The sequence below is a fragment of the Mesorhizobium sp. M0139 genome, assembly GCF_040322455.1.
GTDB lineage: Bacteria > Pseudomonadota > Alphaproteobacteria > Rhizobiales > Rhizobiaceae > Mesorhizobium.
Genome location: NZ_JAMYTN010000018.1, coordinates 82,302 through 106,739 on the forward strand (window position 1 = coordinate 82,302; position 24,438 = coordinate 106,739).

Consider the following 24,438-nt stretch of genomic DNA (forward strand, 5'->3'; position numbering starts at 1 on the left):
GCGCGGCACGACAAGCGGCATAATCATAAGAAACGACAGGAGCGTCCAGGATGACGGAAACAGTTCAGGGCAAGCATATCGTGGTGACCGGTGGCACCGGGGCGCTGGGTGCCGCGGTCGTCGGCAAATTGCTGGCGGACGGCGCGATCTGCCATGTGCCCAATGCCCACGCGTCGGCCCCCACGCATTTCCCCTTCGCGGCCCATGATCGCGTCCGGCTGGCGCATAATGTCGATCTCGCCGATCCTGCCAAGGTCGATGCCTTCTATGACAGCGTTCCCGAATTGTGGGCCTCCATCCATCTGGCCGGCGGCTTTGCCGCAGCCCCGGTCGAGAAGATCGAATCCGCATCCTTTGCCGAAATGATGGACACCAACGCCCGCACCGCCTTTCTGTGCTGCCGCGCTGCGGTGCGCTCCATGCTGGGCTCGAACACAGCGGGCCGCATCGTCAATGTCACGGCACGCGCCGGGCTCGACCCGCGCCGGGGTGCCGGCATGGTCGCCTATAGCGCCAGCAAAGCGGCGGTGGCGGCGATGACCGTGGCGATGGCGGAAGAGCTGAAGCACAAAGGCATACTGGTCAATGCGGTTGCGCCTTCGACGCTCGATACGCCGGCCAACCGCGCCGATATGCCGGACGCCGATTTCGGCAAATGGGTCAGCCTCGAAGCCGCCGCCGAGGCAATCGCCTATCTGGCATCACCCGCCAATCTGGCAATGAGCGGCACGCTGGTGCCGCTCTACGGCCGCGCCTGAAGTTCCGCCGCGCAGAGCGGCTCATTTGGTTTGGCTTCCGATGGCGGCCTTTGCCGACCTCGCCTGATCTACAGCGGAGGTTGGCCATTCAATCATGGCGACCGCCGACGCCTCCACGGCATTAGACTAGAAGGCCTGCGACTACGTCAGGTTCGAGACCCCCACTTCCACGACCTCGACTGCGTCGCCGATGGCGATCGTGCCGGCGTTGTTGGGAATGGCATTCTGGCCGAAAATGATGCCGCCCTTGGCGGAGCGGTGGAGTTTGCCAAGCGTCTGCAACGGCTCGCGCGGGTCCGGCTGCTCGCCGCTCAACGGATCTCGGGTCGTGATGACGCACCGCGAGCAAGGCTTTGCGATGCGCAACTCGACAGCGCCGATGCGGATCGTCTTCCAGCTGTCTTCGAGCCATGCGCCGTCTGCGTCGACGACGATGTTTGGCCGGAACCGCGCCATCTCGATGGGCCTGGCAAGATGGCTGTTCAGATGGTTCAGCGAGCCTGTCGTGGCGATCAGCAGCGGAAAACCGTCGGCAAAGCCGACGAAATCGCCGGGCTGGCCGAATTCCGCATCGACCGGCCGGTTTTGCGGATCGTCGAAATAGACGAGATCGACGGGCCGGCCAAGAATAGCCGAGAGATAGGCGCCGGCGGCCGGATCGCCCGGCCGCGCGGCAGCCATATCCTTCCAGATCTTGACTTGCCGGAGCGCGGTGCCGGGAGCCGGAGCCTCGACGAAGTGCGAGCCATGCCTGTCATGTTTCAACAGGATGCCCGTTCCGCGATGCTCGACGTCGATCGTCGTCATATCAGGTATCTGGCGAATGGTGAGGAATTGCCCATCCTTGTCGACGACCATCCAACGGCGGTCGCCTTCCATGCCCATTGTCTCGATGTCGGCGCTCGGCACGGCATGGCCGCGCAGGCTCTTGACCGGATAGCGATAGAGTTCGACGACCTTCATCGCGCATGCTTCTCCGTTGCCCGAAGGGCCGGACTTCCGTGTTTACGTCTGCAACGACAGCCGAGCCTACAGCCGCGCATGCGGAATTGAAGGGGTTCCGCCGTCTTTGTCTTGTGCCAACCGCGTCGCCGAGCATGAAAAAACCCGCGAGCCTTGCGGCCCGCGGGTCTTCTTGTTCAAGCCGCGCGTGAGGCGCAGCCGAGGTTTACGCTTGCGCGAAGCGACTTACGCGCTGCGCGCGAAGCGGCTTAGCTGCCCTGCTTCTTCAGCGCGGCGCCAAGGATGTCGCCCAGCGAAGCGCCGGAGTCGGTAGAGCCGTACTGTGCGACGGCTTCCTTCTCTTCGGCGATTTCCAGCGCCTTGATCGAGACCTGCAGCTTGCGGGTCTTCTTGTCGAAGGCGATGACGCGGGCGTCGAGCTTCTGGCCGACCGAGAAGCGCTCGGGGCGCTGCTCGTCGCGGTCACGGCTGAGGTCGTTGCGCTTGATGAAGGTCTCGATGCCGCTGTCGACCAGCCGCACTTCCAGACCGCCATCCTTGATGCCCGTGACTTCGCAGGTGACCACCGCGTTCTTGCGCAGTTCGCCTGAAGTCGCGGCTTCGCCGACCGTATCCTTGGCCAGTTGCTTGATGCCGAGCGAGATGCGCTCCTTGTCGATGTCGACGTCGAGCACCTGCGCCTTGACCATGTCGCCGCGATTGTACTCTTCGATGACCTGCTCGCCCGGACGGGTCCAGTCGAGGTCGGAGAGGTGCACCATGCCGTCCACGTCGCCTTCGAGGCCGATGAACAGGCCGAACTCGGTCTTGTTCTTGACCTCGCCCTCGACCTGGCTGCCGACCGGATGGCTCGCGGCAAAAGCCTGCCACGGGTTTTCCAGCGTCTGCTTGAGGCCGAGCGAGATGCGGCGCTTGGCCGGATCGACCTCGAGCACGACAACATCGACTTCCTGCGTCGTCGACAGGATCTTGCCGGGGTGCACGTTCTTCTTGGTCCACGACATTTCCGAAACGTGGATGAGGCCTTCGATGCCCGGCTCCAGCTCGACGAAGGCGCCGTAGTCAGTGATGTTGGTGACGGTACCCTTGATCTTCTTGCCGATCGGGAACTTGGTGCCGATCTCGGACCACGGATCGCTCTCGAGCTGCTTCATGCCGAGCGAGATGCGGTGGGTTTCCTGGTTGATGCGGATGATCTGCACCTTGACCGTCTGACCGATGTTGAGGATTTCGGTCGGATGGTTGACGCGGCGCCACGCCATGTCGGTAACATGCAGCAGGCCATCGATGCCGCCGAGGTCGACGAACGCACCGTAATCGGTGATGTTCTTGACGACGCCTTCGACAACCTGGCCTTCTTCGAGGTTCTGCACGATTTCCGAACGCTGTTCGGCGCGGCTTTCCTCGAGCACGGTGCGGCGCGACACCACGATGTTGCCGCGGCGGCGATCCATCTTGAGGATCTCGAAGGGCTGCGGGTTGTGCATCAGCGGGGAGACGTCGCGGATCGGGCGGATATCGACCTGGCTGCGCGGCAGGAAGGCCACGGCGCCGTCGAGGTCGACGGTGAAGCCGCCCTTGACCTGGTTGAAGATAACGCCTTCGACGCGCTCACCCTTGGTGAACTTCTCTTCGAGTTTGACCCAGCTCTCTTCGCGGCGGGCTTTGTCGCGCGACAGGACGGCTTCGCCCAGTGCGTTCTCGATGCGCTCGACCATGACCTCGACGGTGTCGCCGACCTTGAGCGTCGAGTCCTTGCCCTTGACGCCGAATTCCTTCAGCGGCACGCGGCCTTCGACCTTGAGGCCGACATCGATGATGGCCATGTCTTTTTCGATCGCCAGGATCGTGCCCTTGACGACCTGACCTTCGCCGGAATGACCGGTGGTAAATGATTCTTCGAGCAGGCTCGCGAAATCGTCGCGAGTGGGATTTGCAGCTGACATATTTTCTCCTGGAGTGCCCCGCATCTCTTGCGGGACGGGCGCCGTGGGTTAGCGTTGCGTTGGCCTGCCGGCGTTCCGGGCTACAAAAGCCCTGGGCCGCCTAAGCGGCAATTCCGGCGCATGAAGAATGCTGGCAGGCTGGTTCGTGCCCGATATGGGTATTTTCTTCGCCTCCGGCAACGGAAACGCGGGGAAAACCTCAGATCAGGCTTTGTCTCTCTTGGCCAGGGCGTCGTCGATGATCGCTTTGGCCGCTAGAAACGCGGCCTCTATAGCCATTTCGGAGGTATCAAGCAAGTGCGCGTCCGCCGCCGGCTTCAGCGGCGAGTCGGCGCGGCCCACGTCGCGCTCGTCGCGGCGCACGATATCGGCAAGGATTTCGGCGTAATTGGCAGTGCCGCCGATGCTCTCGATCTCCGCCAGCCGGCGCTGCGCGCGCACCTGCGCGCTCGCCGTCACATAGAGCTTTATGTTGGCGTCAGGGCACACGACCGTGCCGATGTCGCGCCCGTCGAGCACCGCGCCCGGCGGCGTTTTGGCGAAATCGCGCTGCTTTTCGACCAGGATGCGCCGAACGGTAGGGTAAACCGCTACCTTCGAAGCCGCTTCGCCGACAGCATGCGCCGACAAGACCGCCCGGTCGAGCTTGGCTAGATTGACCTGGCGGGCAGCGGTTTCGGCGGCCGAGACATTGTCGAGCGGCAGCGCGTGCCGGATCAACGCATGGGCGACCGCGCGATAAGTGAGGCCGGTGTCGAGCAGGTTGAGACGGTAGTGGTCGGCCAGCCGGCGGGCCAGCGTGCCCTTGCCGGCGCCGGCCGGGCCGTCGATGGCTATGGTGAAGGTGTGGGTCATGGTCGGGCCAAAGAAAGGTACAGGCGCCGCGATCCTTCACACCCCCCTCTGTCCTGCCGGACATCTCCCCCGCAAGGGGGGAGATTGGCGGCTTTGGCGCCCTGCTCAATTCTGTAGCGTTGAAGACTAGCGAAGGCTGCGGTGACGGCTGATCTCCCCCCTTGCGGGGGAGATGTCCGGCAGGACAGAGGGGGGCGCTGTCCCGCCGACATCTCTGCTAGCTTTGCGCTTGGCATCAACCTACCCGATCTCCGCACCGAGCCCCGTCATCAGCCCCATGAACTCCGGGAAACTCGTCGCGATCATGGCGGCGTCGTCGATGGTCACCGGCTTTTCCGTTGCCAGCCCCATTACCAGGAAGCTCATGGCGATACGATGGTCGAGATGCGTCTGCACCGTCGTGTCCTGGCCATTGGGATGGCCGCCCAGCCCCTTGCCGCCGGGCTTTCCGCGCACCGCGAGCGAAGCTTCGCCTTCGGTGCAGTCGACGCCGTTGAGCTTCAGCCCATTGGCAACCGCTGCCAGTCGGTCGGATTCCTTCACCCGCAACTCTTCCAGCCCCTGCATAAGCGTCTCGCCCTCGGCGAAGCTCGCGGCAACAGCCAGCACCGGGTATTCGTCGATCATAGACGGCGCCCGCTCGGGCGGCACGGTGACGCCCTTGAGCTCGGAGTAGCGCACGCGCAGATCGGCGACATCCTCGCCGCCGGAATTGCGCGGGTTCAAGATGCCGATCTGGCCGCCCATTTCCTGCAGCGTTAAAAGCAGCCCGGTGCGGGTCGGGTTCATCAGCACGTTCTCGATGACGATGTCCGAACCCGGCACGATCAGGGCCGCGACCAGCGGGAAGCCGGCCGAGGAGGGGTCGCCGGGCACGGCGATGGTCTGCCCCGTCAATTTGCCCTGGCCCTCGATGAAGATGTGGCGCACGCCGCGCTCGTCGGTCTCGACCGAGAGATTGGCGCCAAATCCCCTAAGCATCTTTTCGGTATGATCGCGCGTCATCACCGGCTCGATCACGGTGGTGATGCCGGGCGTGTTTAGGCCTGCCAGCAGCACGGCCGACTTCACCTGCGCCGAGGCCATCGGCACGCGGTAGGTAATGGGTGCGGCGTGTTTCGGCCCATGCAGCGTGATCGGCATGCGGTCGCCCGGCGTCGCCTTCAGCACCTGCACGCCCATCTGGCGCAAGGGTTCGAGCACGCGGCCCATCGGCCGTCCCGACAGCGATGCGTCGCCGATGAAGGTGGTTTCCATGTCGTAAGTGCCGACAAGGCCCATTGTGAGGCGGGAGCCGGTGCCGGCATTGCCGAAATCGAGCGGGCCTTCCGGCTGCAGCAGCGCGCCATTGCCGGTGCCGCGGATCACCCACTCGGCGCCGCGCTTCTCGATATGCGCGCCCATCGCCTTCATGGCGGCAGCCGTGCGCATCACATCCTCGCCTTCGAGCAGGCCGGTGACGCGGGTTTCGCCGGACGCGAGCCCGCCGAACATCATGGAACGGTGCGAAATCGACTTGTCGCCCGGCACGCGAGCGGTGCCGGAAAGGGCAGATGATTTGCGGGCGGTGGCCGGCTTGGCAGCGGCGGCGTGAGACATGGAATTTCCCTGGACGGAATGCCGGCGCACCGGCGCTTTTCATTTGTTGCGGCGGTCTCGTATCACGGCGGGGGGAAATGGTCATCCCCATGGTCGCCGCTTGGCGCGAGGCCTTTCAGTGCTTGGTTTTGTGACGCCGGCTTTTCGCTTTGACAGCGCGGTAAACTGTGGTTAAGGGGACCACTCTTTTACTGACGAGGCTTGACGTGGCAAAAAACGAACTTGGCACAAAGCGTGTCGACCCTGAAACGGGCCGAAAATTCTACGACCTGAACAAGGACCCTATCGTCTCGCCCTATACGGGCAAGACGTATCCGCGTTCCTATTTCGAGGACGGCAAGATCGCCGCCCTCGAAGAGGAAGAGGAAGTGGCCGAGAAGGAAGTGGACGCCGAGGAAGAAGAAGGCGTTGAAGTCGTCTCGCTTGAAGAGGCCGACGAAGACGTCAAGGCCGGCGACGAGCTTCCCGACCTGGGCGACGACGAGGACGATGTCGATCTAGGCGACGATGAGGACGATACTTTCCTTGCGGACGAAGAGGAAGAAGACGACGATGTCGCCGACATGATCGGCGTCGGCGACGACGACGACGAAGTCTAAGAACGCTTCGAACGCATGCATTTAGCGGCGTTCACGGGCTATGACGAAAAAGCGGCCCTCGAAGGCTTGATCTTCAGGGAAGGCGGGGTTAGAAGCCGCCTGCACTAAACGGCGCGGTCCTGAAACCCGCGCCGGACCTCTCGCCGGCAACGGCGACGGCTGACTGCCGGAGTGGGGCCATAGCTCAGTTGGGAGAGCGCTTGAATGGCATTCAAGAGGTCGTCGGTTCGATCCCGATTGGCTCCACCAAACAGTCTGCAATGTTTCCATGCATTTAGCATCGCGGCTTGCTTAACGCTGTTACTGTGATTAGTTCCGGGGCACCGCAGTGTTTCACGTCGACGGATTCCACTGCGGGCACACTTTGCCGACAGGTGTGGCTTCCTAGCTACATACAAAGTTGCAGGCATATTCTACTAGTTGCCTGACATTCTGCTGGGGATTCCGATGAAAGCCTTTCTTTTCGCTTCACTTATCGCGCTTTCGGTGACCGCGCCGGCAATCGCCGCCGACACCATTACTGCTCCTGTGGACACCCCTGAATGGACCTGGCAAGGACCTTACGCTGGTATCTTCGGCGCGGGAACGCTGGAGCACTACAAGATCGATGAGCCGAACATTGGCGCCGGAGCTACCCACAGCCCCGGCTCGGCAACAATCGGCGGCTTTGCGGGCTATAACTTCCAGTCGGGCAAGATTGTCTACGGCGTCGAAGGCGAGCTTGGGTATCGCTTCAAGAAGAACACCTTCAACGACATTCCTGGCCCAGGCGTCCTCGACGCTTCCACCGGGTTGTTTGGCTCTGTAAAGGGTCGAGTCGGAATGGACATGGGAGCGTACATGCCGTTCGTCACGGCGGGGGTAACCGCCGCAAAGTTGAAGACGTTCTATCCAGGTGGTGACGCGGAGCGCGATGCCACCTTGGTAGGCGGCATCGTTGGAGCAGGTTTAGACGTCGCACTCACCCACAACGTGTTTTTGCGCGGAGAGTATGATTTCTCCTTCTTTGGCAAGAAATCGCTAGAATATTGCGGTGGCGGGTGCACACTCGAACACACGGTTCAGACGCACGACTTCCGCGTCGGCGTCGCGATGAAATTCTAGCTGTTAGCAGCACGAGCCTTGCTGAACTGGTCGCGTGTGCGACTTGCCGCAAAGGTCGACCTTAGCGGAATGGCGATCAGCGGTCTCGAGAACGGATTCAGGAAATCGCGTCCTCACGATATCGCGGCAGTCCGCAAAGCGTTTGAAGAGGCCGGAATCGTCTTCACCGTCGAAGGCACTCCCTCGCTAGCCCGCTCAGAAGGTGATAGCGGCCTCGCCACCGACAACAGACAGTGGCGCCGGCGGCAGAGCAAATAATAAGGGCGAAAAGCACGGGCGACCGATGAAGAACGTCCGGGTGCGACTGAACATCCTCGCTCCAAGGATGTTCTTGGGCCGCACGAAAAAGCCCGCCAGCTTGAGCTGGGGGCAATCGGTCTGGAGTAGCTGGAATGAGCCAGCATAGACGAACGAGCGGCGGGTTGGATGGTCCCTTTACCTGCCTGGCTTACCAGCCACCGCTCTCCAAGGCTCCCATAGACCTACGCCTGCTAAGTCGTCACGTCGAGCGCGTGAGTGGCCGTCACCTTGCCAACCTTGGCAATTGTCACGCAGATCGCCCGGACCAGGCTCGGTAGCGCAAGATAACACGAAATGCCGCCGGTGGCGCGAACGCGAAGGCCAAACCCGATCCGCTCGCTGTCGAATACAGAAGTCCGTGCCGTTCGGCTTCGTAGCGCCCACCACGCGCTTTGTGATTTTGACTGATTTGGCGCCTTCGGACATACTGTGGCACCGCTTGGAGGGTCGGGGCACCGCCAGGGCACCATAAAATAGACAACCCGGCGACACTCACGGAAGCACCGTAGCTGATTTGCGTTGAAACTAATAACTTCCCGGACACTGGCTGCAACGCACGGAAACAGAACGAAAGAAAGGCCCTATGAATGGCATTCAAGAGGTCGTCGGTTCGATCCCGATTGGCTCCACCAAACAGTCTCTTTCCGACGCTCGGTTTCGCGGCATTCATGCTTGTCGCCTGCCAGTCGGCGCCTGAACCATCATCGCCGCCGCCAGCGCCCGCACCTCAGCCCATGGCGCCTGCCGCGATCTCTGCTCCGGATGGTGCGGCGGTCCTCGATCCATCCGTGCGGGTTATGCCGCCCGGCGAAGGCGTCCCGGCCAAATATGTCGCGTTTTCCGGCATATGGGGCGGACAGCTGGACGGGATGTATGACGGCAAGCTCGCCGTGCTGACGATTACGCGCGGCGGCAATGTCACCGCCACCTATGCCTGGGGCGATGTCGCCGACAACAAACCGGGCGTGGCCGATGGCGAAGGCAAGATTTTCGGCAACACGTTGAAACTGCGGCGCCTTCCCAATGGCGCGGACGTCAGCGCGGTCATTCAGGCGGACGGAACGCTGGCCGTCACCTATGGGCTTGCCGACCGAACCTATACGGGCACGTTCACCAAGCAGTAATCGCGAGAGCGAGTGTCAGCCTACGGTTCGCGCCTGCCCCGATCAGTGCAGGCCGAATTCGCGCAGCAGTTCTTCGCGATAGCGCACGAAGCGGCTCTCGCTGCGCTCGCGCGGGCGTGGCAGGTCGATGTCGATCAACCGCGCCGCGCCGCCTTTCTCCTTGGGCAGGATCAGCACGCGGTCAGCCAGATAGATCGCCTCCTCCAGATCGTGGGTGACCATCACCATGGTGACGTTCTCTTCGCTCCAGATGCGCGCCAGTTCCTCCTGCATGCCGATCTTGGTCATGGCATCCAGCGCCCCGAGCGGCTCGTCGAGCAGAAGGATTTCGGGCTGCACGGTGAGCGCCCGGGCGATGCCGACGCGCTGCGCCATGCCGCCGGAAAGCTGGCTCGGAAAAGCATCCGCGAATTCGGCAAGGCCGACCAGGGCGACGTAGAAGCGGGCGCGTTCCTCGGCTTGTCTCTTGGGAACACCGCGCACTTCGAGGCCGAACGCGACATTGCCGAGCACGCTCAGCCACGGCAGCAGCCGCGGCTCCTGGAAGATCACGGCACGCTCGGCGCCGACGCCATGCACCGGCTGGCCGTCGATCGCGACACCGCCGCTGTCGGCCGCCTCCAGCCCGGCCAGAATACGCAGCAGCGTGGTCTTGCCGGAGCCGCTGGCGCCGACAATGACCAGGCATTCCCCCGAACGAATGTCGAGGTTGAGCGTCCGCAGCACGGCAAGCTGGCGCCCGCCGAGGCTGAAGGATTTGGACAGGTCGCGGATCGAGACCTCCCCGCCGCGGTTGGAACCGGTCATCTCATCTCTCAGCTATTTCAGAGCTCAGTTGATCTTGGTTTCGCCGGGCCGGTACAGAATGTCGGCGGCTTTCAGCTTGCCCGTGGCCAGACGGCCGTCGCGCTCCAGCACGGCGACCCAGAAGTCGATGTCGCGGTCGGTCGCCTGCGCACCTTCGCGCAGACCAAAGCCGGTCCAGTAGCGGGCGAGATCGCCGTTTTCACCGCGCTTGTCGAGGATAGTGGCCAGCACCTTGCGGGCTTCGTCCGGGTTCTGGCGCGACCAGTCCGAGGCGCGCGCCGACTGTTCGACGAAGTTGCGCGCCGCATCCGGGTTGGCGGCAATGAAGTCGCGCCTGAGTACGACGAAGCCGCCGGCGAGTTCGCCGAGCACCTGCGTGTCGTCGAACACGCCGCGCACGCCGCCATTGGCGACCAGCGCGCCGGCAAAGGTCGCCTGCCAGTAGCCGAGGCCGGCAATGTCGACCTGGCGCGAGCGCAGCGTCTGCTCAAGCTGCGGGCCGGGCACGACAATGAGGTTGGCGGCGGTCGGCGGCAGGCCGACGCTGTGCAGGGCCTCACGCACCGTATAGTCGAGATGAGCGCCGAGCGTGTTGACCGAGATGGTCTTGCCGGCAATGTCGGCGATCGATTTGATCGGGCTGTCTTCCAGCACGTAGAAGACGCTCTTCACATCCTTGTTGATGCCGTTGCTCGGATACGCCGCGACGAAGTCGTTGCCGCCCGAGATCGAGTTGATCACCGCCGCGGTGGCGGCCGAGCCGATGTCGACGCTGCCGGAAGACAGCGCAAACAGCGATTCCGGTCCACCCGAGGAATAGCCGACATTCTCCAGCTCGACGCCGAGCCCTTTGAAGTAGCCGAGCTCGTCGGCCAGCTCATGCGGGGAGATGCTGCCACGGCTGGCGAGGTAGCGGAACTTGACGGCTGCGGCTTGCGCAAAGGCCAGGCGCGGCAGGCCGGCGGCGATGAGGCCGGCGGCAAGCGGCGCGCCGGCAAGCAGCGAACGGCGGGTGATTTTCATGATCGGGTCCTTGTGAGGTAAACGGTGAGGGGCGGACTGCTCAGTTGACAGGATTGCTCCAGCGACAGAGCCGCCGCTGCAGGGTGACCAATGCCTGGTTGGCGATCAGGCCAAGCCCGGCGAGGATGACGATTGCCGCAAACATCAGCGGGATCTGGAAATTGTACTGCGCGTTCATCACCTGGAAGCCGATGCCCTTGTTGGCACCGATCATCTCGGACGCGATCAGCAGCAGCAGCGCCGTGGTGGCGCTCAGCCGCAAGCCGACGAAGATCGACGGCACGGCGCCCGGCAGTACGACGCGGCGAAACACGGTGAGCCGGCTTGCACCATAGACGCGCGCCATTTCAAGCAGCTTGGGATCGACTTCCTTGACGCCGCTGGTGGTGTTGAGCAGCAGCGGAAACAGCGTCGCCCAGAAGATGACGAAGATCTTCGAGGTCTCGCCAAGTCCCAAGAGCAGGATGAACACCGGGTAGAGCGCCAGTGCAGAGGTCTGCCGGAACACCTGCAGGATCGGATCGAGCGCGGTTTCGACCGGGCGCACCTGGCCCATGAACAGGCCGAGCGGAATGGCGACGGCGACGGCTGCGGCAAAGGCGATGCCGGCGCGCTGCAGGCTGATGGCGATGTCGCCGAGCAGGCTGCCGCCGGCAAGCCCCTTCCAGAGCGCTTCGACGATCATGTCGATCGGCGGCAGCACCGCCGCGTTGACCCATCCGACGCTGCTCGCCACCTGCCAGAGCGCCAGGAAGCCGGCAAGCACGCCGTAGCGCTTCAGGAAGCGAACAGCAGCCCGGCCGCCGAGGCGCAGGAAGTCGGTGCCGAGCCCGGTTTCGCCACCACTGCGGCGAACCGTGATTTGCCGATCGATGTGCTGCAATGTCATTGTTTCACCCGTTCGGCTACGCGGATCATTCGGCGGCAAGGACGGTCGAGCGAGCGACGGTCCATGGATTTTCCGGCCGCCTGAGGCCGAGGTTCTCGCGCAACGTGCGGCCTTCGTAAGCCGTGCGGAACAGGCCGCGCCGCTGCAGTTCGGGAATGACCAGATCGACGAAATCGTCGAGCGCGCCGGGCAGCCAGGGCGGCAGGATGTTGAAGCCGTCGGCCGCCTCGCTGGTAAACCATTCTTCCAGTTGGTCGGCGACCTGCGTGACGCTGCCGACGATGGTGTAGTGGCCGCGCGCCGTCGCTACCCATTGGTAAAGCTGGCGTATGGTGAAGTTGTGCTCGTCGGCAATCTGCCGGATCAGCGCCTGGCGGCTTTTCATGCCTTCGGTTTCCTTGCTCGGCGGCAACGGGCCGTCGAGCGGATAGCCCCTGATGTCGAGCGTCTGGCCGGCCAGCCCGTTGAGCAGGGCGACACCGTCCTCGGGCAGGATAAGGTCGTTAAGCTGTTGGTATTTGGCACGGGCCTCGTCCTCGGTGCGGCCGACGAAGGGCGCGACGCCCGGCATGATCAGCACCTGGTCGGGATCGCGGCCGACTTCAGCCACGCGCGCCTTGATGTCGCGGTAGAATTCCTGCGCCGTCTCGAGCTTCTGATGGGCGGTGAAGATGACCTCGGCCGAGTGCGCGGCAAGCCCGCGGCCGTCTTCCGACTGCCCCGCTTGTACGACAACCGGATGTCCCTGCACCGGGCGCGGCACGTTGAGCGGACCCTTGACGCTGAAATGCTCGCCCTTGTGGTCGATGTCGTGCAATCTGTCCTTGTCGTAGAAGCGGCCCGACTGCTTGTCGCGAATGAAGGCGTCATCCTCCCAGCTGTCCCACAGCGCCTTGACCGTCTCGACATGCTCATGCGCCCTGGCATAGCGCTCGGCATGGCTGGGCTGGACGTCGCGGTTGAAATTGCGTGCCGTTTCGTCGCCGGCCGAGGTCACCACGTTCCAGCCGGCGCGGCCGTTCGACAACAGGTCGAGCGAAGCGAATTTGCGCGCCAGCGTGTAAGGCTCCTCATAAGTGGTGGACGCCGTTGCGATGAAGCCGAGATGCGTCGTCAGCGGCGCCAGCGCCGCAAACAGCGTCACCGGCTCGAAGCCGGCGATCTTGGCGTTGCCGCCCTCGCGGGCGCCGAGGCCGACGGTCAGGTTGTCGGCCAGGAAATAGGCGTCGAACAGGCCGCGCTCGGCGGTCAGCGCCAGCTGCTTGTGGAACTCGAAATTGGTGGCGCCGTCGGCCGGCGCATCGGGATGACGCCAGGCGGCGATATGCTGCCCGCCGCCGGGCAGGAAAGCGCCTAGCTTGATCTGCCGCGGCCTGCTATCGGACTTGCTGGCTCGAGTCATTGCAGGCGTCCTTCTGGTCTATGCGGGATGGAATATTGCGTCGCGGATCGTGGTTTCAGGCGGCAAGGACGACGCTGTAGGGCACGCCGGCCACCCGGCATGCCTCGGCGACCGCCTGCCGGGCTCGCGCCTTGACTGCCTCTGACACCAGCACGCCATCTGCAAAGTCCTTGTCCGAGGCGTAGATCGCGGTCGGCAGGGTCTGCGCCTCGAAGAAGCCGAACAACGGCCGCAACTGGTGTTCGACGACAAGCGAATGACGCTCGCCGCCGCCTGTTGCCGCCAGGATGATCGGCTTGCCGCGCAGTGACGACGGGTCGAGCAGGTCGAAGAAGTGCTTGAACAGCCCGGTGTAGCTGCCCTTGAAGGTCGGGGAGCCGACCACCAGCACGTCGGCGCCGAGCAGCTGCTCGATAATACCGCGCGCCGCCGGATCGAGATCGCCAAGCTGTCTTGCAGGCGCAAAGGACGGGCCGAGATCCTCGATGTCGAAAACGCTCAAAGCCGAGCCGGCCCGGCTCGCCACCTCACCGGCGATGTGGCTGACGAATGCCTTCGTCTTGGACGGACGGGTCAGGTTGCCGGACAACCCCACCACCAGCTTTTTTGACATCCGAGGCTCCTTCTCGCAAACGCACTATCCGCATTAAGCCTACCGATTTTGTAGAATTAAATGAGCGAGAAGATTTCAAAACCGGGCTCTGAAGCGAATGGAGTTTGCGGTACATCGCCTTTGGTTGGTTCATTTGGCCCCAAAAGCGCCGCGGCAGATGCTGACGCGGTCGCGCAGGGCATCGCCGGGGACCATGGCCTTGGTCCTTTGCGCACCGATGGGTATCGTCGCGAAACCGTCAAGGGCCGGCGGCATTGACACTGCGTTGTGTCAGTGTCGATTGAACCCAATCGCGTGGGCGACGAAGTAGGCAACTGCAATCAAAGAACAGGATACGCGCATGAAGAAGATCGGCTTTCTTTCCTTCGGCCATTGGTCGCCCTCGTTGCAATCGCAGACGCGCTCGGCGTCCGACGCGCTGCTGCAGTCGATCGACCTGGCCGTCGCCGCCGAGGAGCTGGGCGCGGACGGCGCCTATTTCCGCGTCCATCATTTTGCCCGCCAGCTCGCTTCGCCGTTTCCGCTTCTGGCCGCGGTCGGCGCCCGCACCAGCCGCATCGAGATCGGCACCGCCGTCATCGACATGCGCTATGAGAATCCGCTGTATATGGCCGAGGATGCGGGTGCTGCCGACCTGATCGCCGGTGGCCGGCTGCAGCTTGGCATCAGCCGCGGTTCGCCGGAGCAGGTGATCGACGGCTGGCGCTACTTCGGCTACGTGCCGCAGGACGGCAAAAGCGATGCCGACATGGCGCGCAATCATGCCGAGGTTTTCCTGAATGTGCTGCACGGCGAAGGTTTCGCGCAACCCAATCCGCGGCCGATGTTCCCCAATCCTCCGGGAATGCTGCGGCTCGAGCCATTCTCGGCCGGCCTGCGCGACCGGATCTGGTGGGGCGCCGCTACCAACGCGACCGCCGAATGGGCGGGCAAGCTCGGCATGAACCTGCAAAGTTCGACGCTGAAGTTCGATGAGGGCGGCCAGCCGCTCCACATCCAGCAGGCCGAACAGATCCGCGCCTATCGCGCGGCGTGGAAGGCGGCCGACCACACACGCGAGCCGCGCGTGTCGGTCAGCCGCAGCATCTTTGCGCTGGTGAACGACCGCGACCGCGCCTATTTCGGCGGCGGCAGCAGCGAAGATCATTTCGGCTATATCGAGCCTGAGAAGCTTGCCGTCTTCGGCCGCTCCTATGCCGCGGAGCCCGATGTGCTGATCGATCAGCTGAAAGAGGACGAAGCGATCGCCGAGGCCGACACGCTGCTTCTGACCGTCCCCAACCAGCTTGGCGTCGAGTACAACGCCCACGTCATCGAGGCGATCCTGAAGCACGTCGCGCCGGCTCTGGGCTGGCGCTGACAAGAGGCGCCAGCCGCCCGGCAAACAAAGAGATAGACCGTTTCGCCGGCAAACGGTGAAACGCTCTAAGGGAAGAGGCGGCTAGGCATCCGCCTTGAAGGTCTGCTTCTGCTGGCCGAGCCCCTCGATGCCCAGTTCCACCACATCGCCGGGCTTCAGGAACACCGGCGGCTTCATGCCGAGACCGACGCCGGGCGGGGTGCCGGTGGAGATGATGTCGCCAGGATGCAGCGACATGAACTGGCTGAGATAGGAAACGAGATAGGCGACGCCGTAGACCATGGTCCTGGTCGAGCCGTTCTGCATCGTCTTGCCGTTGACCGTCAGCCACATTTTGAGGTTCTGCGGATCGGCAACCTCGTCCTTGGTGACAAGCCACGGCCCGGTCGGACCGAACGTGTCGCAGCTCTTGCCCTTGGTCCACTGGCCCTGGCGCTCGGCCTGGAAGGCTCGCTCGGACACGTCATGGGCAACGGCATAGCCGGCGACATAATCCAGCGCATCGGCCTCGCTGACATATTTGGCTTTTCTGCCGATGACCACGGCGAGTTCAACCTCCCAGTCGGTCTTTTCCGAGCCGCGCGGGATCAGCACATCATCGTCGGGGCCGACAATGGCCGAACTCGCCTTCATGAAGATGATCGGCTCCGGCGGCACGGTGGCGCCGGTTTCGGCGGCATGATCGGAATAATTCAGGCCGATGCAGATGAACTTGCCCGTGCCGGCGACGCAGGCGCCGAGGCGCGGCTTGCCGGAAACCACCGGCAGCGACTTCGGATCGAGCTTCGACAATGTCTCGAGCGACGCCGGATCGAGCGCCTTGCCGGCAATGTCGGTGACATGACCCGAAAGATCGCGGATCGTTCCATCCGCATCGAGCAGGCCGGGGCGTTCGCTCCCTATCTCGCCATAGCGCAGCAGTTTCATCTTGCTCTCCAAATTGCGGCCCAAGGCCGTTTTCAACTCACTCTGCCAAAGCGACGAGGACTGGCCGACTCTGGCTAACGGATCCGACCTGGGGCAAGCCGGACTTTAGGACTGGTCGACCCGGAACCTGCGTATCGAGACTATGCTCAGATCGACCAGCCGCCGTCGATATTATAGGCCTGCCCCGAGGTGTAAGTGGCGCCGGCGAGGTAGACGGCAAGGTCGGCGATTTCCTCGGGCGTGCCGAGACGGCCCATCGGCTGGCGGGCAATGAAGGCTGCGCGGGCCGCCTCGTAATCGCCCTGCGCATGCATGCGGTCCTGCAGCGACGGGCTCTCGACGGTGCCGGGGCAGATGGCGTTGCAGCGAATGCCCTTGGCGACATAGTCCGCGGCAACCGCCTTGGTGAGACCGATCACGGCCGCCTTGGAGACGCCATAGGCGAAGCGGTTGGGCACGCCCTTGCCGGCGCCGGCGACGGACGACATGTTGATGATCGAGCCATCGCCGCGCTCCAGCATGCCGGGCAGTACGGCCCGAATGGTGCGGATCATGGCGCGGACATTGAGATTGAAGGCGAAATCGAGATCGGCATCCTTCATCTCGAGAATCGAGCCGGAATGAACGAAGCCGGCGCAGTTGAACAGCACGTCGACGCGGCCGATTTCGGCGAAGCCCGATATCACGGCATCATCGTTGAGGACGTCGAGCTTGCGGGTCTTGATGCCGGAGGTCTTGGCGAGTTCGGCCAGCAGCGCCTCGTTGATGTCGGTGGCGTGCACGACGGCACCTGCCTTGGCGAAGGCCAGAGCGCTCGCTCTGCCGATGCCTTGCGCCGCCGCCGTGACGACAACGACCTTGCCTGCCAGATCCGCCATGCGTTTCTCCTCGCCCTCTTTGGCCACTTCTCGGCCCGATTTACTGCCGGCTAACCGGGGCGTCCTGTGCCAGGCAGGCGCGACTATGCGGCCTGCACAATCCATCAGTCAAAATAACAAATGTTTTTTCTGGTTAAAGAACACACGTCCGGGCGTCAAGCCCGAACGCGATCACCTTCGTGACGGCCGATGTAATGCACATCGCTTGCTCTGATGCAACAACATGTATGACAACCGGGCAACGAGTGACGCTGCCATGGTTCGCTCAAGCACAGCGCGCTTCAGGCGGCATTAGTCGCCGTATGGCACCCAGACGTTCTTCACTTCGACGGCGCGGCGCAGCAGGGCATCGCCGGCGGCCTCGTCGGACGCCCAGTCGAGGCTGCGGCCGTTGCCGGTCCAGACGCGCTTGAGATTGCCGACGGAATCGGCCTCCGCCTTGGCGCAAGTGTCGGCATCGGCAAACAGCCAGAGCCCGTCGACATCGTCATGCTTGGCCAGCACGCCGGAAAGTTCGGCGCTGCGGCCGGTGACGATGTTGATGGCGCCTGCCGGAACGTCGGAATATTCGATCACCTGGTAGAGATCGGTGGCGAGCAGCGGGTATTTTTCCGACGGCACGGCCACCACGGTGTTGCCCATGGCAAGCGCAGGTGCGATCAGGGAGATCAAGCCGAGCAGCGGCGCGCTGTCCTGGGCGACGATGCCGAGGACGCCGACCGGCTCGTGCAAAGCGAGCGTGACGGCGCGGGCCGGTGGCTGATGCACCCTGCCCTCGAACTTGTCGGCAAGGCCGGCATAGAGGAAGAGCCGCTCGATGGACTGTTCTACTTCCTCCCGCGCGGCCTTGGCGTTGGCGCCGGTCAGTTCGGTGAGGCGGGCGGCGAACTCGCCGGTGCGGCCGGACAGATTTTCGGCGAGGTAGTAGAGCACCTGGGAACGATTGTAGGCGGTCGCCTCCGGCCAGGCCTTGCAGGCGCGGGCGGCGGCAACGGCGTCGCGGATGTCCTTGCGGCTGCCGAGACCGACTTCGCCGGCGAGCTTGCCCTTGGCAGTGGCTATCGCCAGCGAATAATTGCCGTCGGGCCGCACCTGCTTGCCGCCGATGAACAGCTTTGCGGTACGATCGATGGCGCCGCCATCCGATTGCTCGACCGGCTGCGCCGAAGCCGCCGTCGGCTTGATCACCGGGCCGAGCGGCAGCTTTGCCGAGAGATACTCGAACATGCCCTCGCGCCCGCCCTCGCGGCCAAAGCCGCTTTCGCGATAGCCGCCGAAGCCGCAGGCGGCGTCGAACATGTTGGTGCCGTTGACCCAGACGACGCCGGCCTTCAGCTGCGGCGCGACATGCAGCGTGAGGTTGATGTTTTCGCTCCACGCCGAGGCGGCCAGCCCATAGCGCGTGTTGTTGGCGAGTTCGACCGCTTCCTCGGTGTTGCGGAAGGTCATGGTGGCCAGAACCGGGCCGAACACCTCTTCCTGCGCCAATATATTTGCCGGCGAAACACCGGTGGCGAGCGTCGGCAGGTGGTAGTAGCCGGAAGACGGCAGCACCGCGTCGGGCTGCCAGCAGACGGCGCCCTGTCTGGCGCCTTCTGCGACCAGGCCCTTGACGCGGTCGAGCTGTGTGGCGTCGACCAGCGGTCCGATATCGGTGTTCTTGTCGAGCGGGCTGCCGACGCGAAGCCGGCTCATCCTGACCTTGACCTTTGCGATCAACGCGTCGGCAATGCCTTCCTGCACCAGAAGCCGCGAGCCTGCGCAGCAGACCTGGCCCTGGTTGAACCAGATGCCGTCGACCAGTCCTTCGACGGCGCTGTCGAGATCGGCGTCCTCGAAGACGATGAAGGCCGATTTGCCGCCAAGCTCCAATGACAGCTTCTTGCCCGATCCAGCCGTGGCTTTCCTGATGATCTTGCCGACCTCCGAAGAGCCGGTGAAGGCGATCTTCTGGATGCCGGGATGGTTGACGATGGCGACGCCCGCTTCCGGCCCGCCCTGGACGATGTTGACGACGCCCTTGGGCACGCCGGCACGCTCGCAGATCTCGGCAAACAGGATGGCGGTGAGCGGCGTGAACTCGGCCGGCTTCAGCACCACCGTGCAGCCGGCGGCGAGCGCCGGCGCAATCTTCCAGGCCAGCATCAGCAGCGGGAAATTCCATGGGATGATCTGGCCGACGACGCCGACACCCTTGTGGCCTGGGAAATCCTTGTCCAGCGCCTGTGCCCAGCCGGCATGATGGATGAAATGGCGGATGGCCAGCGGCACGTCGATGTCGCGGCTTTCGCGGATCGGCTTGCCGTTGTCGATTGACTCAAGCACTGCGAACAGGCGCTGATGACGCTGCATCGCGCGGCCAATGGCGTAAAGCACTTTTGCGCGCTGGTAGCCCGAGGATGCCGACCATTTCGGTAAGGCCCTGGTGGCTGCGGCGACGGCTGCGTCGATATCGGCGGCGCCGGCATCGGAGATCTTTGCCAGCAGCTTGCCGGATGAGGGTTCGCTGGTCTCGAAGGTCTTGCCGCCGCCTGCTGCCTTCCAGCCGCCGTCGATGAACAGCGCCTTGCCGAAATCGCGTCCGGCAAGCCAGGCATCGGCCTCGGTGCGGGCTTCCGGCGCCGGGCCGTATTCCATGGCGTGATAGCGTTCGAGAATGTTCATGACGCGCTCCAGATAATCGTCTTGGCAGGCGCTCTGTGGCGCCCCCCTCTGTCCTGCCGGACATCTCCCCCACAAGGAGGGAGATTAGCCTTCGCGCCTGTCGGCTCTGAAACGTCGACAATTGGCGAAATCGCCGACGTTAGCCAATCTCCCCCCAAGTGGGGGAGATGTCCGGCAGGACAGAGGGAGGCGCGAAGGAACACGACGTTCAAGGCCTTCATCCGCCTCACGCCATTGCGTGGCGGTGATTGGCCGAATAATGCCCGGTCAGATGATGCTCGAGCTGGCGCTCGATATCGGTGAGGAGGCTCGAGGCGCCGAAGCGGAACAGGTCTGGCTCCAGCCAGGGCCGGCCGAGCTCCTCCTTCATCAGCACCAGCCAGTCGAGCGAGGCCTTGGCGGTAGAGATGCCGCCGGCCGGCTTGAAGCCGATGAGAAAGCCGGTCTCCTCGAAATAGGCTCGGATGGCGCGCACCATGGCAAGGCCGACGGGCAGCGTGGCGTTGACGCTTTCCTTGCCGGTCGAGGTCTTGATGAAATCGGCGCCGGCCATCATCGCCACCATCGAGGCCAGCATGACATTTCGCAGCGTGGCGAGGTCGCCGGTGCCGAGAATGACCTTGAGATGCGCATCGCCGCAGGCTTCGCGCATCGAGACGATCTCGTTGTAGAGCTCCTGCCACTTGGCGCCGAAGACCAGGCCGCGCGGGATGACGACGTCGATCTCGTCCGCGCCGTCGCGCACCGATGCCTCGATCTCCTGCAGGCGGGTCGACAGCGGCGCAAGGCCGTGCGGGAAAGCGGTGGAGACGGCGGCGACATGGATGCCGGTGCCGCGCACGGCATCAACAGCCGTCGCGACGAATGGATGATAGACGCAGACCGCCGCCGGGCGGATTTTTTCGCCCTCGATGCCAAGCCCCTCGACGATGTCGCGGCGGAACGGGTTGATCGCCTTGGCGCACAGGCGGCGCACGCGCTCTTCGGTGTCGTTGGAATTCAGCGTCGTCAAATCCATGCAGGAGACGGCGCGCAGCAGCCATGCCGCCTGGTTGTCGGCCTTGATCGAACGACGCTTGGTCAGGCTGGCGACGCGGCGCTCCAGCGCCGAGCGATTGACCGAGCGCACCGATTCCATGAAGCCGAGATCGAGCCGCATGCCGGTGTTGCGGGCGATGCCATGCGATTGCGGAACGGGCGTGTTGGCTGCGGCACGCGCCGGCAGCGGCGTGACCTTGGACGCGCCGAGATCGGCTTCGCGGATTGTGCTGCTCATCTCCTGCCCTTTCGCTCGACGATTTTACGTCGTGGTGCGTGTCGTTGCTCCCGGACCGCACGGCGGCTTTAGGCGACGCACACCGAAGATAGCCCGTGAAGCATCGCTTCACGAGTCCTTCAAGCGGTCATAGCGGAAAAAGGCGGCGAAAGCAGCTGAATTTTGACCGCATGGTCAAAATTCCAATCGAGAAGCAGGCGCCGAGGCGCCGGCTGATGTCAGCCGACGAAAGCGCGCTCGACGACGAAGGTCGAGGGATGGCTGAGCGAGCCCTCATGGAAGCCGAGGCTTTCGGCCATTTCCTTGACGTCCTTCAGCATATGCATCGAGCCGCAGATCATGATGCGATCCGTCTCCGGATTGAGCTTCTCGATGCCGAGGTCGTCGTAGAATTTGCCGGAGCCGATCAGCGCGGTGATGCGGCCCATGCGCGCCGACTCTTCGCGGGTCGTCGAATTGTAGAGGGTGACGCGGCCGCCGCTCAGTTCGCCGATCAGGGGATCGTTCTCGAGCGCGGCCACCAGTTCCTGGCCATAGGTCAGTTCGGCATTGTCGCGGCAGGTGTGGGTCAGGATGACCTGATCGAATTTTTCGTAGGTATCGGGGTCGCGCAGAAGGCTGGCGAAGGGCGCAATGCCGGTGCCGGTCGAGATCATGAACAGGCGCTTTGCCGGGGTCAGCGCGTCGACAACCAGCGTGCCGGTCGACTTCTGGCGCATGATGACGGTGTCGCCGACCTGGATCTTCTGCAGTTCGGAGGTCAGCGGACCATCCGGCACCTTGATCGAGAAGAATTCCAGCTCCTCGTCCCAGGCCGGGCTGGCGACCGAATAGGCGCGGTACACCGGCTTTTCGGCATTGGGCAGACCGATCATGACGAACTCGCCGGAGCGGAAGCGCAACGACTGCGGACGGGTGATGCGGAACGAGAACAGGCGGTCGGTGTAATGCTTCACCGAGACGACGGTTTCGGCATAGACATTGGCCGGAATCGGAAACTGCAGCGGACGGGCGCCGGCTGTGTTGAGTGCGGATGTGGTGTTCATCAAATCCAACTCTGTCTTGCCCACGCCTGTGCGGGCGCCAAACCGTTTCCTGCGCGCCCAGACCATTCAGGTCCCGGCGAGCCGTTCACACACTCCAAAGCAGTGAGCTCTTGTGTCCCAAATTTATTAGTATACAAACGATATTTGTGTCAAGATACCACGCTAAAACAGCTTTCCAAACTGCGGCATATTCGTAGTTCCGCCATTTCGGATTTCGACAATGAAAGAGAATTTTTCGGTGCAACAACCGGATTCCCTGGGTCACGTCGTTGCCGGCATCGATGTTGGCGGAACCTTCACCGACCTCATTTTGATCGACGGAAATGACGGCGGAAAGGTGCATATCGCCAAGACGCCGACGACGGTCGACAACCAGGCGTTCGGCGTGGTTTCAGCGCTGGGCGCCACAGGCTTTGCCATAGACGGCATCGACCTCATCGTGCATGGCACGACCACCACCACCAATGCGGTTCTGGAACGCCGGCTGGCGAAAACCGGCATGATCACCACGCGCGGTTTTCGCGACGTGATCGAGTTGGGACGGCGCACACGGCCGCAGCCCTATGGCATGACCGGCACCTTCGTTCCGATCATCCCGCGCGATCTCCGGCTCGAAGTCTCGGAGCGCGTCGAAGCATCCGGCGCGGTGCGCACCCCGCTCGATGAGACCGAGATGCGCGACGCCGTGAAGACGCTGATCGTGGCCGGCTGCGAGTCCCTCGTCATCCATTTCCTGCATTCCTACGCCAACCCTTCGCATGAGCGGCGCGCAGCCGAAATCGCCGCCGAGCTTTGGCCGAACGGCTACATCACGACTGGCCATGCGCTGCTGTCGGAAGCCCGCGAATTCGAGCGCGGCGTGACCGCCGCGGTCAACGCCTCGGTGCAGCCGATCCTCGAGCGCTATGTCGAGCGGCTGCGCAAGGAATTGGCCGCCAAAGGTTACGCCCGCGACTTCCTGATCATGAACGGCAATGGCGGCATGATCTCGGCCCGTTTCGTCACCAGGGAATCGGCCAAGACCGTGATGTCCGGCCCGGCTTCCGGCGTCATCGCCGCCGCCTATACGGGCAAGCGTGCCGGCTTTGAAAACCTCGTCACCTACGACATGGGCGGCACCTCGACCGATGTGGCGCTGATCCGCAATGCGGAGCCCGCCGTCTCGAACGAGATCGAGATCGAATATGCGATGCCGATCCACGTGCCGATGGTGGCGGTGCATACGGTCGGTGCCGGCGGCGGCTCCATCGCCCGGGTCGATGCGGCCGGGCTGATCCAGATCGGCCCGGAAAGTGCCGGCGCCAATCCCGGCCCGATCTGCTACGGTCGTGGTGGAGCCGAGCCGACCATCACCGACGCCAATCTGGTGCTGGGCCGGCTGGCGCCGAAGAAGCTGCTGGCGGTCGAAAATCCGGTCACCGTCGAGCGGGTCACCGGGATCTTCGAAGACAGAATAGGCAAGGCCGCCGGCCTCTCCGGCGTCGAAGCGGCGGGCGCGGTGCTGCGCCTCGGCAACATGAAGATGGCCGGCGCCATCCGCATGGTCTCGGTGTCGCGCGGCCATGATCCGCGCGATTTCGCGCTGTTCGCCTTCGGTGGCGCCGGGCCGCTGCATGCCTCCGCCCTGGCGCGCGAACTCGGCCTGCCCCGTGTGCTGGTGCCGGCGCGTCCGGGCATCACCAATGCGCTCGGCTGCGTCGTGGCCGATCTGCGTCACGACTTCGTCAACACGATCAACCAGCCGGTCGCCGTGCTCGATGAAGCCAAGCTTCGCGAGGTGCTGGAACGTCACCGCGGGGAAGGCGAGGAACTGATCGGCAAGGAAGCGGTGAAGCCGGAAACGATCCGCGTTACGCACTCTGCCGACATGCAGTTTGTCGGCCAGACCCACATCATCAACGTGCCGTTGCCGTCTTCATCGGTGACAAGGCAGGAGTTGCAGGCGCTGTTCGAAAAAGCCTATTTTGCCCGCTTCAAGGTCGAGTTGCCGGAGATCCGCGCCAATCTGGTCAACCTCAACACGTCGGTGACGGGCGTGCGGCCGGCAATCGACCTGTCACGGCTGATCGACCCGGCCGGACGTACAAAGACGCTAGACGAGGCGCTGCGCGAAACAAGGCCTGTCTGGTACGCAGGACGCTGGCACGATACGCCGATATACGCACGCGAAAAGCTGCCGCCCGATGCCGTCATCGAAGGGCCGGCGATCCTCGAACAGATGGATGCGACCACCGTGCTCGAACCCGGCGACCGCGCAAGATCGGACGCCGACGGCAACATCATCATCGATATCGGCGAGGCCTGA

General features: G+C 63.6%; 21 protein-coding genes and 1 tRNA gene. 8 read left to right on the top strand and 14 right to left on the bottom strand.

What is annotated here, in order from left to right:
- Positions 1-50 precede the first annotated feature (50 nt).
- Entirely contained in the window at positions 51-758 is a 708-nt protein-coding gene (locus tag NKJ58_RS26365; protein WP_352519706.1) for an SDR family NAD(P)-dependent oxidoreductase, read from the top strand.
- Positions 759-899: 141 nt separating this feature from the next.
- On the opposite strand, the gene NKJ58_RS26370 is transcribed toward NKJ58_RS26365, so the two are convergent.
- The 4 genes from NKJ58_RS26370 to aroA all read right to left on the bottom strand — a co-directional run bounded on the left by NKJ58_RS26370 (position 900) and on the right by aroA (position 6,121).
- Positions 900-1,721 carry an MOSC domain-containing protein gene (locus NKJ58_RS26370; RefSeq protein ID WP_352519707.1) on the bottom strand — a complete coding sequence of 274 codons (822 nt, stop codon included), beginning with the start codon at positions 1,719-1,721 and terminating at the stop codon, positions 900-902.
- Positions 1,722-1,969: 248 nt separating this feature from the next.
- Positions 1,970-3,667 carry a 30S ribosomal protein S1 gene (gene rpsA / locus NKJ58_RS26375; RefSeq protein WP_023671316.1) on the bottom strand — a complete coding sequence of 566 codons (1,698 nt, stop codon included), beginning with the start codon at positions 3,665-3,667 and terminating at the stop codon, positions 1,970-1,972.
- A 204-nt stretch (positions 3,668-3,871) separates the two neighbouring features.
- Positions 3,872-4,522 carry a (d)CMP kinase gene (cmk, locus tag NKJ58_RS26380; protein WP_352519708.1) on the bottom strand — a complete coding sequence of 217 codons (651 nt, stop codon included), beginning with the start codon at positions 4,520-4,522 and terminating at the stop codon, positions 3,872-3,874.
- A 240-nt stretch (positions 4,523-4,762) separates the two neighbouring features.
- On the bottom strand, positions 4,763-6,121 hold the full coding sequence (gene aroA, locus NKJ58_RS26385) for a 3-phosphoshikimate 1-carboxyvinyltransferase (protein WP_023683537.1): 1,359 nt from the start codon (positions 6,119-6,121) through the stop codon (positions 4,763-4,765).
- Between the two features lie 206 nt (positions 6,122-6,327).
- Between aroA and NKJ58_RS26390 the strand changes: the two genes are divergently transcribed.
- The 4 genes from NKJ58_RS26390 (at position 6,328) to NKJ58_RS26405 (ending at position 9,248) form a co-directional block, all read left to right on the top strand.
- On the top strand, positions 6,328-6,720 hold the full coding sequence (locus NKJ58_RS26390; RefSeq protein ID WP_023683538.1) for a TIGR02300 family protein: 393 nt from the start codon (positions 6,328-6,330) through the stop codon (positions 6,718-6,720).
- Positions 6,721-6,893: 173 nt separating this feature from the next.
- Positions 6,894-6,969, top strand: a tRNA-Ala gene (locus NKJ58_RS26395).
- A 198-nt stretch (positions 6,970-7,167) separates the two neighbouring features.
- Complete coding sequence (locus NKJ58_RS26400; RefSeq protein ID WP_023683539.1) at positions 7,168-7,824, top strand: outer membrane protein; 657 nt, start codon at positions 7,168-7,170, stop codon at positions 7,822-7,824.
- A 1,034-nt stretch (positions 7,825-8,858) separates the two neighbouring features.
- Positions 8,859-9,248, top strand: a complete 390-nt coding sequence (locus tag NKJ58_RS26405; protein ID WP_023683541.1) for a hypothetical protein — start codon at positions 8,859-8,861, stop codon at positions 9,246-9,248.
- Between the two features lie 42 nt (positions 9,249-9,290).
- On the opposite strand, the gene NKJ58_RS26410 is transcribed toward NKJ58_RS26405, so the two are convergent.
- The 5 genes from NKJ58_RS26410 to msuE are packed head-to-tail and all read right to left on the bottom strand — an operon-like array spanning position 9,291 to position 13,982.
- Positions 9,291-10,055, bottom strand: a complete 765-nt coding sequence (locus NKJ58_RS26410; protein ID WP_023683542.1) for an ABC transporter ATP-binding protein — start codon at positions 10,053-10,055, stop codon at positions 9,291-9,293.
- A 24-nt stretch (positions 10,056-10,079) separates the two neighbouring features.
- Positions 10,080-11,078 (bottom strand): ABC transporter substrate-binding protein, encoded by a 999-nt coding sequence (locus NKJ58_RS26415; RefSeq protein WP_352519709.1) that lies wholly within the window; start codon positions 11,076-11,078, stop codon positions 10,080-10,082.
- 40 nt (positions 11,079-11,118) lie between these two features.
- On the bottom strand, positions 11,119-11,967 hold the full coding sequence (locus NKJ58_RS26420; protein WP_023683543.1) for an ABC transporter permease: 849 nt from the start codon (positions 11,965-11,967) through the stop codon (positions 11,119-11,121).
- 25 nt (positions 11,968-11,992) lie between these two features.
- On the bottom strand, positions 11,993-13,369 hold the full coding sequence (locus tag NKJ58_RS26425) for an LLM class flavin-dependent oxidoreductase (RefSeq protein WP_023703676.1): 1,377 nt from the start codon (positions 13,367-13,369) through the stop codon (positions 11,993-11,995).
- Positions 13,370-13,424: 55 nt separating this feature from the next.
- Positions 13,425-13,982 carry an FMN reductase gene (gene msuE / locus NKJ58_RS26430; protein ID WP_023683545.1) on the bottom strand — a complete coding sequence of 186 codons (558 nt, stop codon included), beginning with the start codon at positions 13,980-13,982 and terminating at the stop codon, positions 13,425-13,427.
- Between the two features lie 60 nt (positions 13,983-14,042).
- Between msuE and NKJ58_RS26435 the strand changes: the two genes are divergently transcribed.
- A complete protein-coding gene (locus tag NKJ58_RS26435) occupies positions 14,043-14,240 on the top strand; it encodes a hypothetical protein (RefSeq protein WP_155923605.1) in 198 nt (65 codons plus the stop codon).
- Between the two features lie 82 nt (positions 14,241-14,322).
- Positions 14,323-15,342 carry an LLM class flavin-dependent oxidoreductase gene (locus tag NKJ58_RS26440; protein ID WP_023711345.1) on the top strand — a complete coding sequence of 340 codons (1,020 nt, stop codon included), beginning with the start codon at positions 14,323-14,325 and terminating at the stop codon, positions 15,340-15,342.
- 81 nt (positions 15,343-15,423) lie between these two features.
- On the opposite strand, the gene NKJ58_RS26445 is transcribed toward NKJ58_RS26440, so the two are convergent.
- The 5 genes from NKJ58_RS26445 to NKJ58_RS26465 form a co-directional block, all read right to left on the bottom strand.
- Positions 15,424-16,269 (bottom strand): fumarylacetoacetate hydrolase family protein, encoded by an 846-nt coding sequence (locus NKJ58_RS26445; protein WP_352519710.1) that lies wholly within the window; start codon positions 16,267-16,269, stop codon positions 15,424-15,426.
- 146 nt (positions 16,270-16,415) lie between these two features.
- Positions 16,416-17,147: an SDR family oxidoreductase gene (locus NKJ58_RS26450; RefSeq protein ID WP_027049181.1), complete on the bottom strand. Its 732-nt coding sequence runs from the start codon at positions 17,145-17,147 to the stop codon at positions 16,416-16,418.
- 291 nt (positions 17,148-17,438) lie between these two features.
- On the bottom strand, positions 17,439-19,811 hold the full coding sequence (locus NKJ58_RS26455) for an aldehyde dehydrogenase family protein (RefSeq protein ID WP_352854157.1): 2,373 nt from the start codon (positions 19,809-19,811) through the stop codon (positions 17,439-17,441).
- A 226-nt stretch (positions 19,812-20,037) separates the two neighbouring features.
- Positions 20,038-21,087 (bottom strand): deoxyribose-phosphate aldolase, encoded by a 1,050-nt coding sequence (deoC, locus tag NKJ58_RS26460; RefSeq protein ID WP_023703681.1) that lies wholly within the window; start codon positions 21,085-21,087, stop codon positions 20,038-20,040.
- 218 nt (positions 21,088-21,305) lie between these two features.
- A complete protein-coding gene (locus NKJ58_RS26465; protein WP_352519712.1) occupies positions 21,306-22,133 on the bottom strand; it encodes a ferredoxin--NADP reductase in 828 nt (275 codons plus the stop codon).
- 220 nt (positions 22,134-22,353) lie between these two features.
- On the opposite strand from NKJ58_RS26465, the gene NKJ58_RS26470 reads away from it, so the two are divergent.
- Positions 22,354-24,438, top strand: coding sequence for a hydantoinase/oxoprolinase family protein (locus NKJ58_RS26470; protein ID WP_352519713.1), 2,085 nt, complete (start codon positions 22,354-22,356; stop codon positions 24,436-24,438).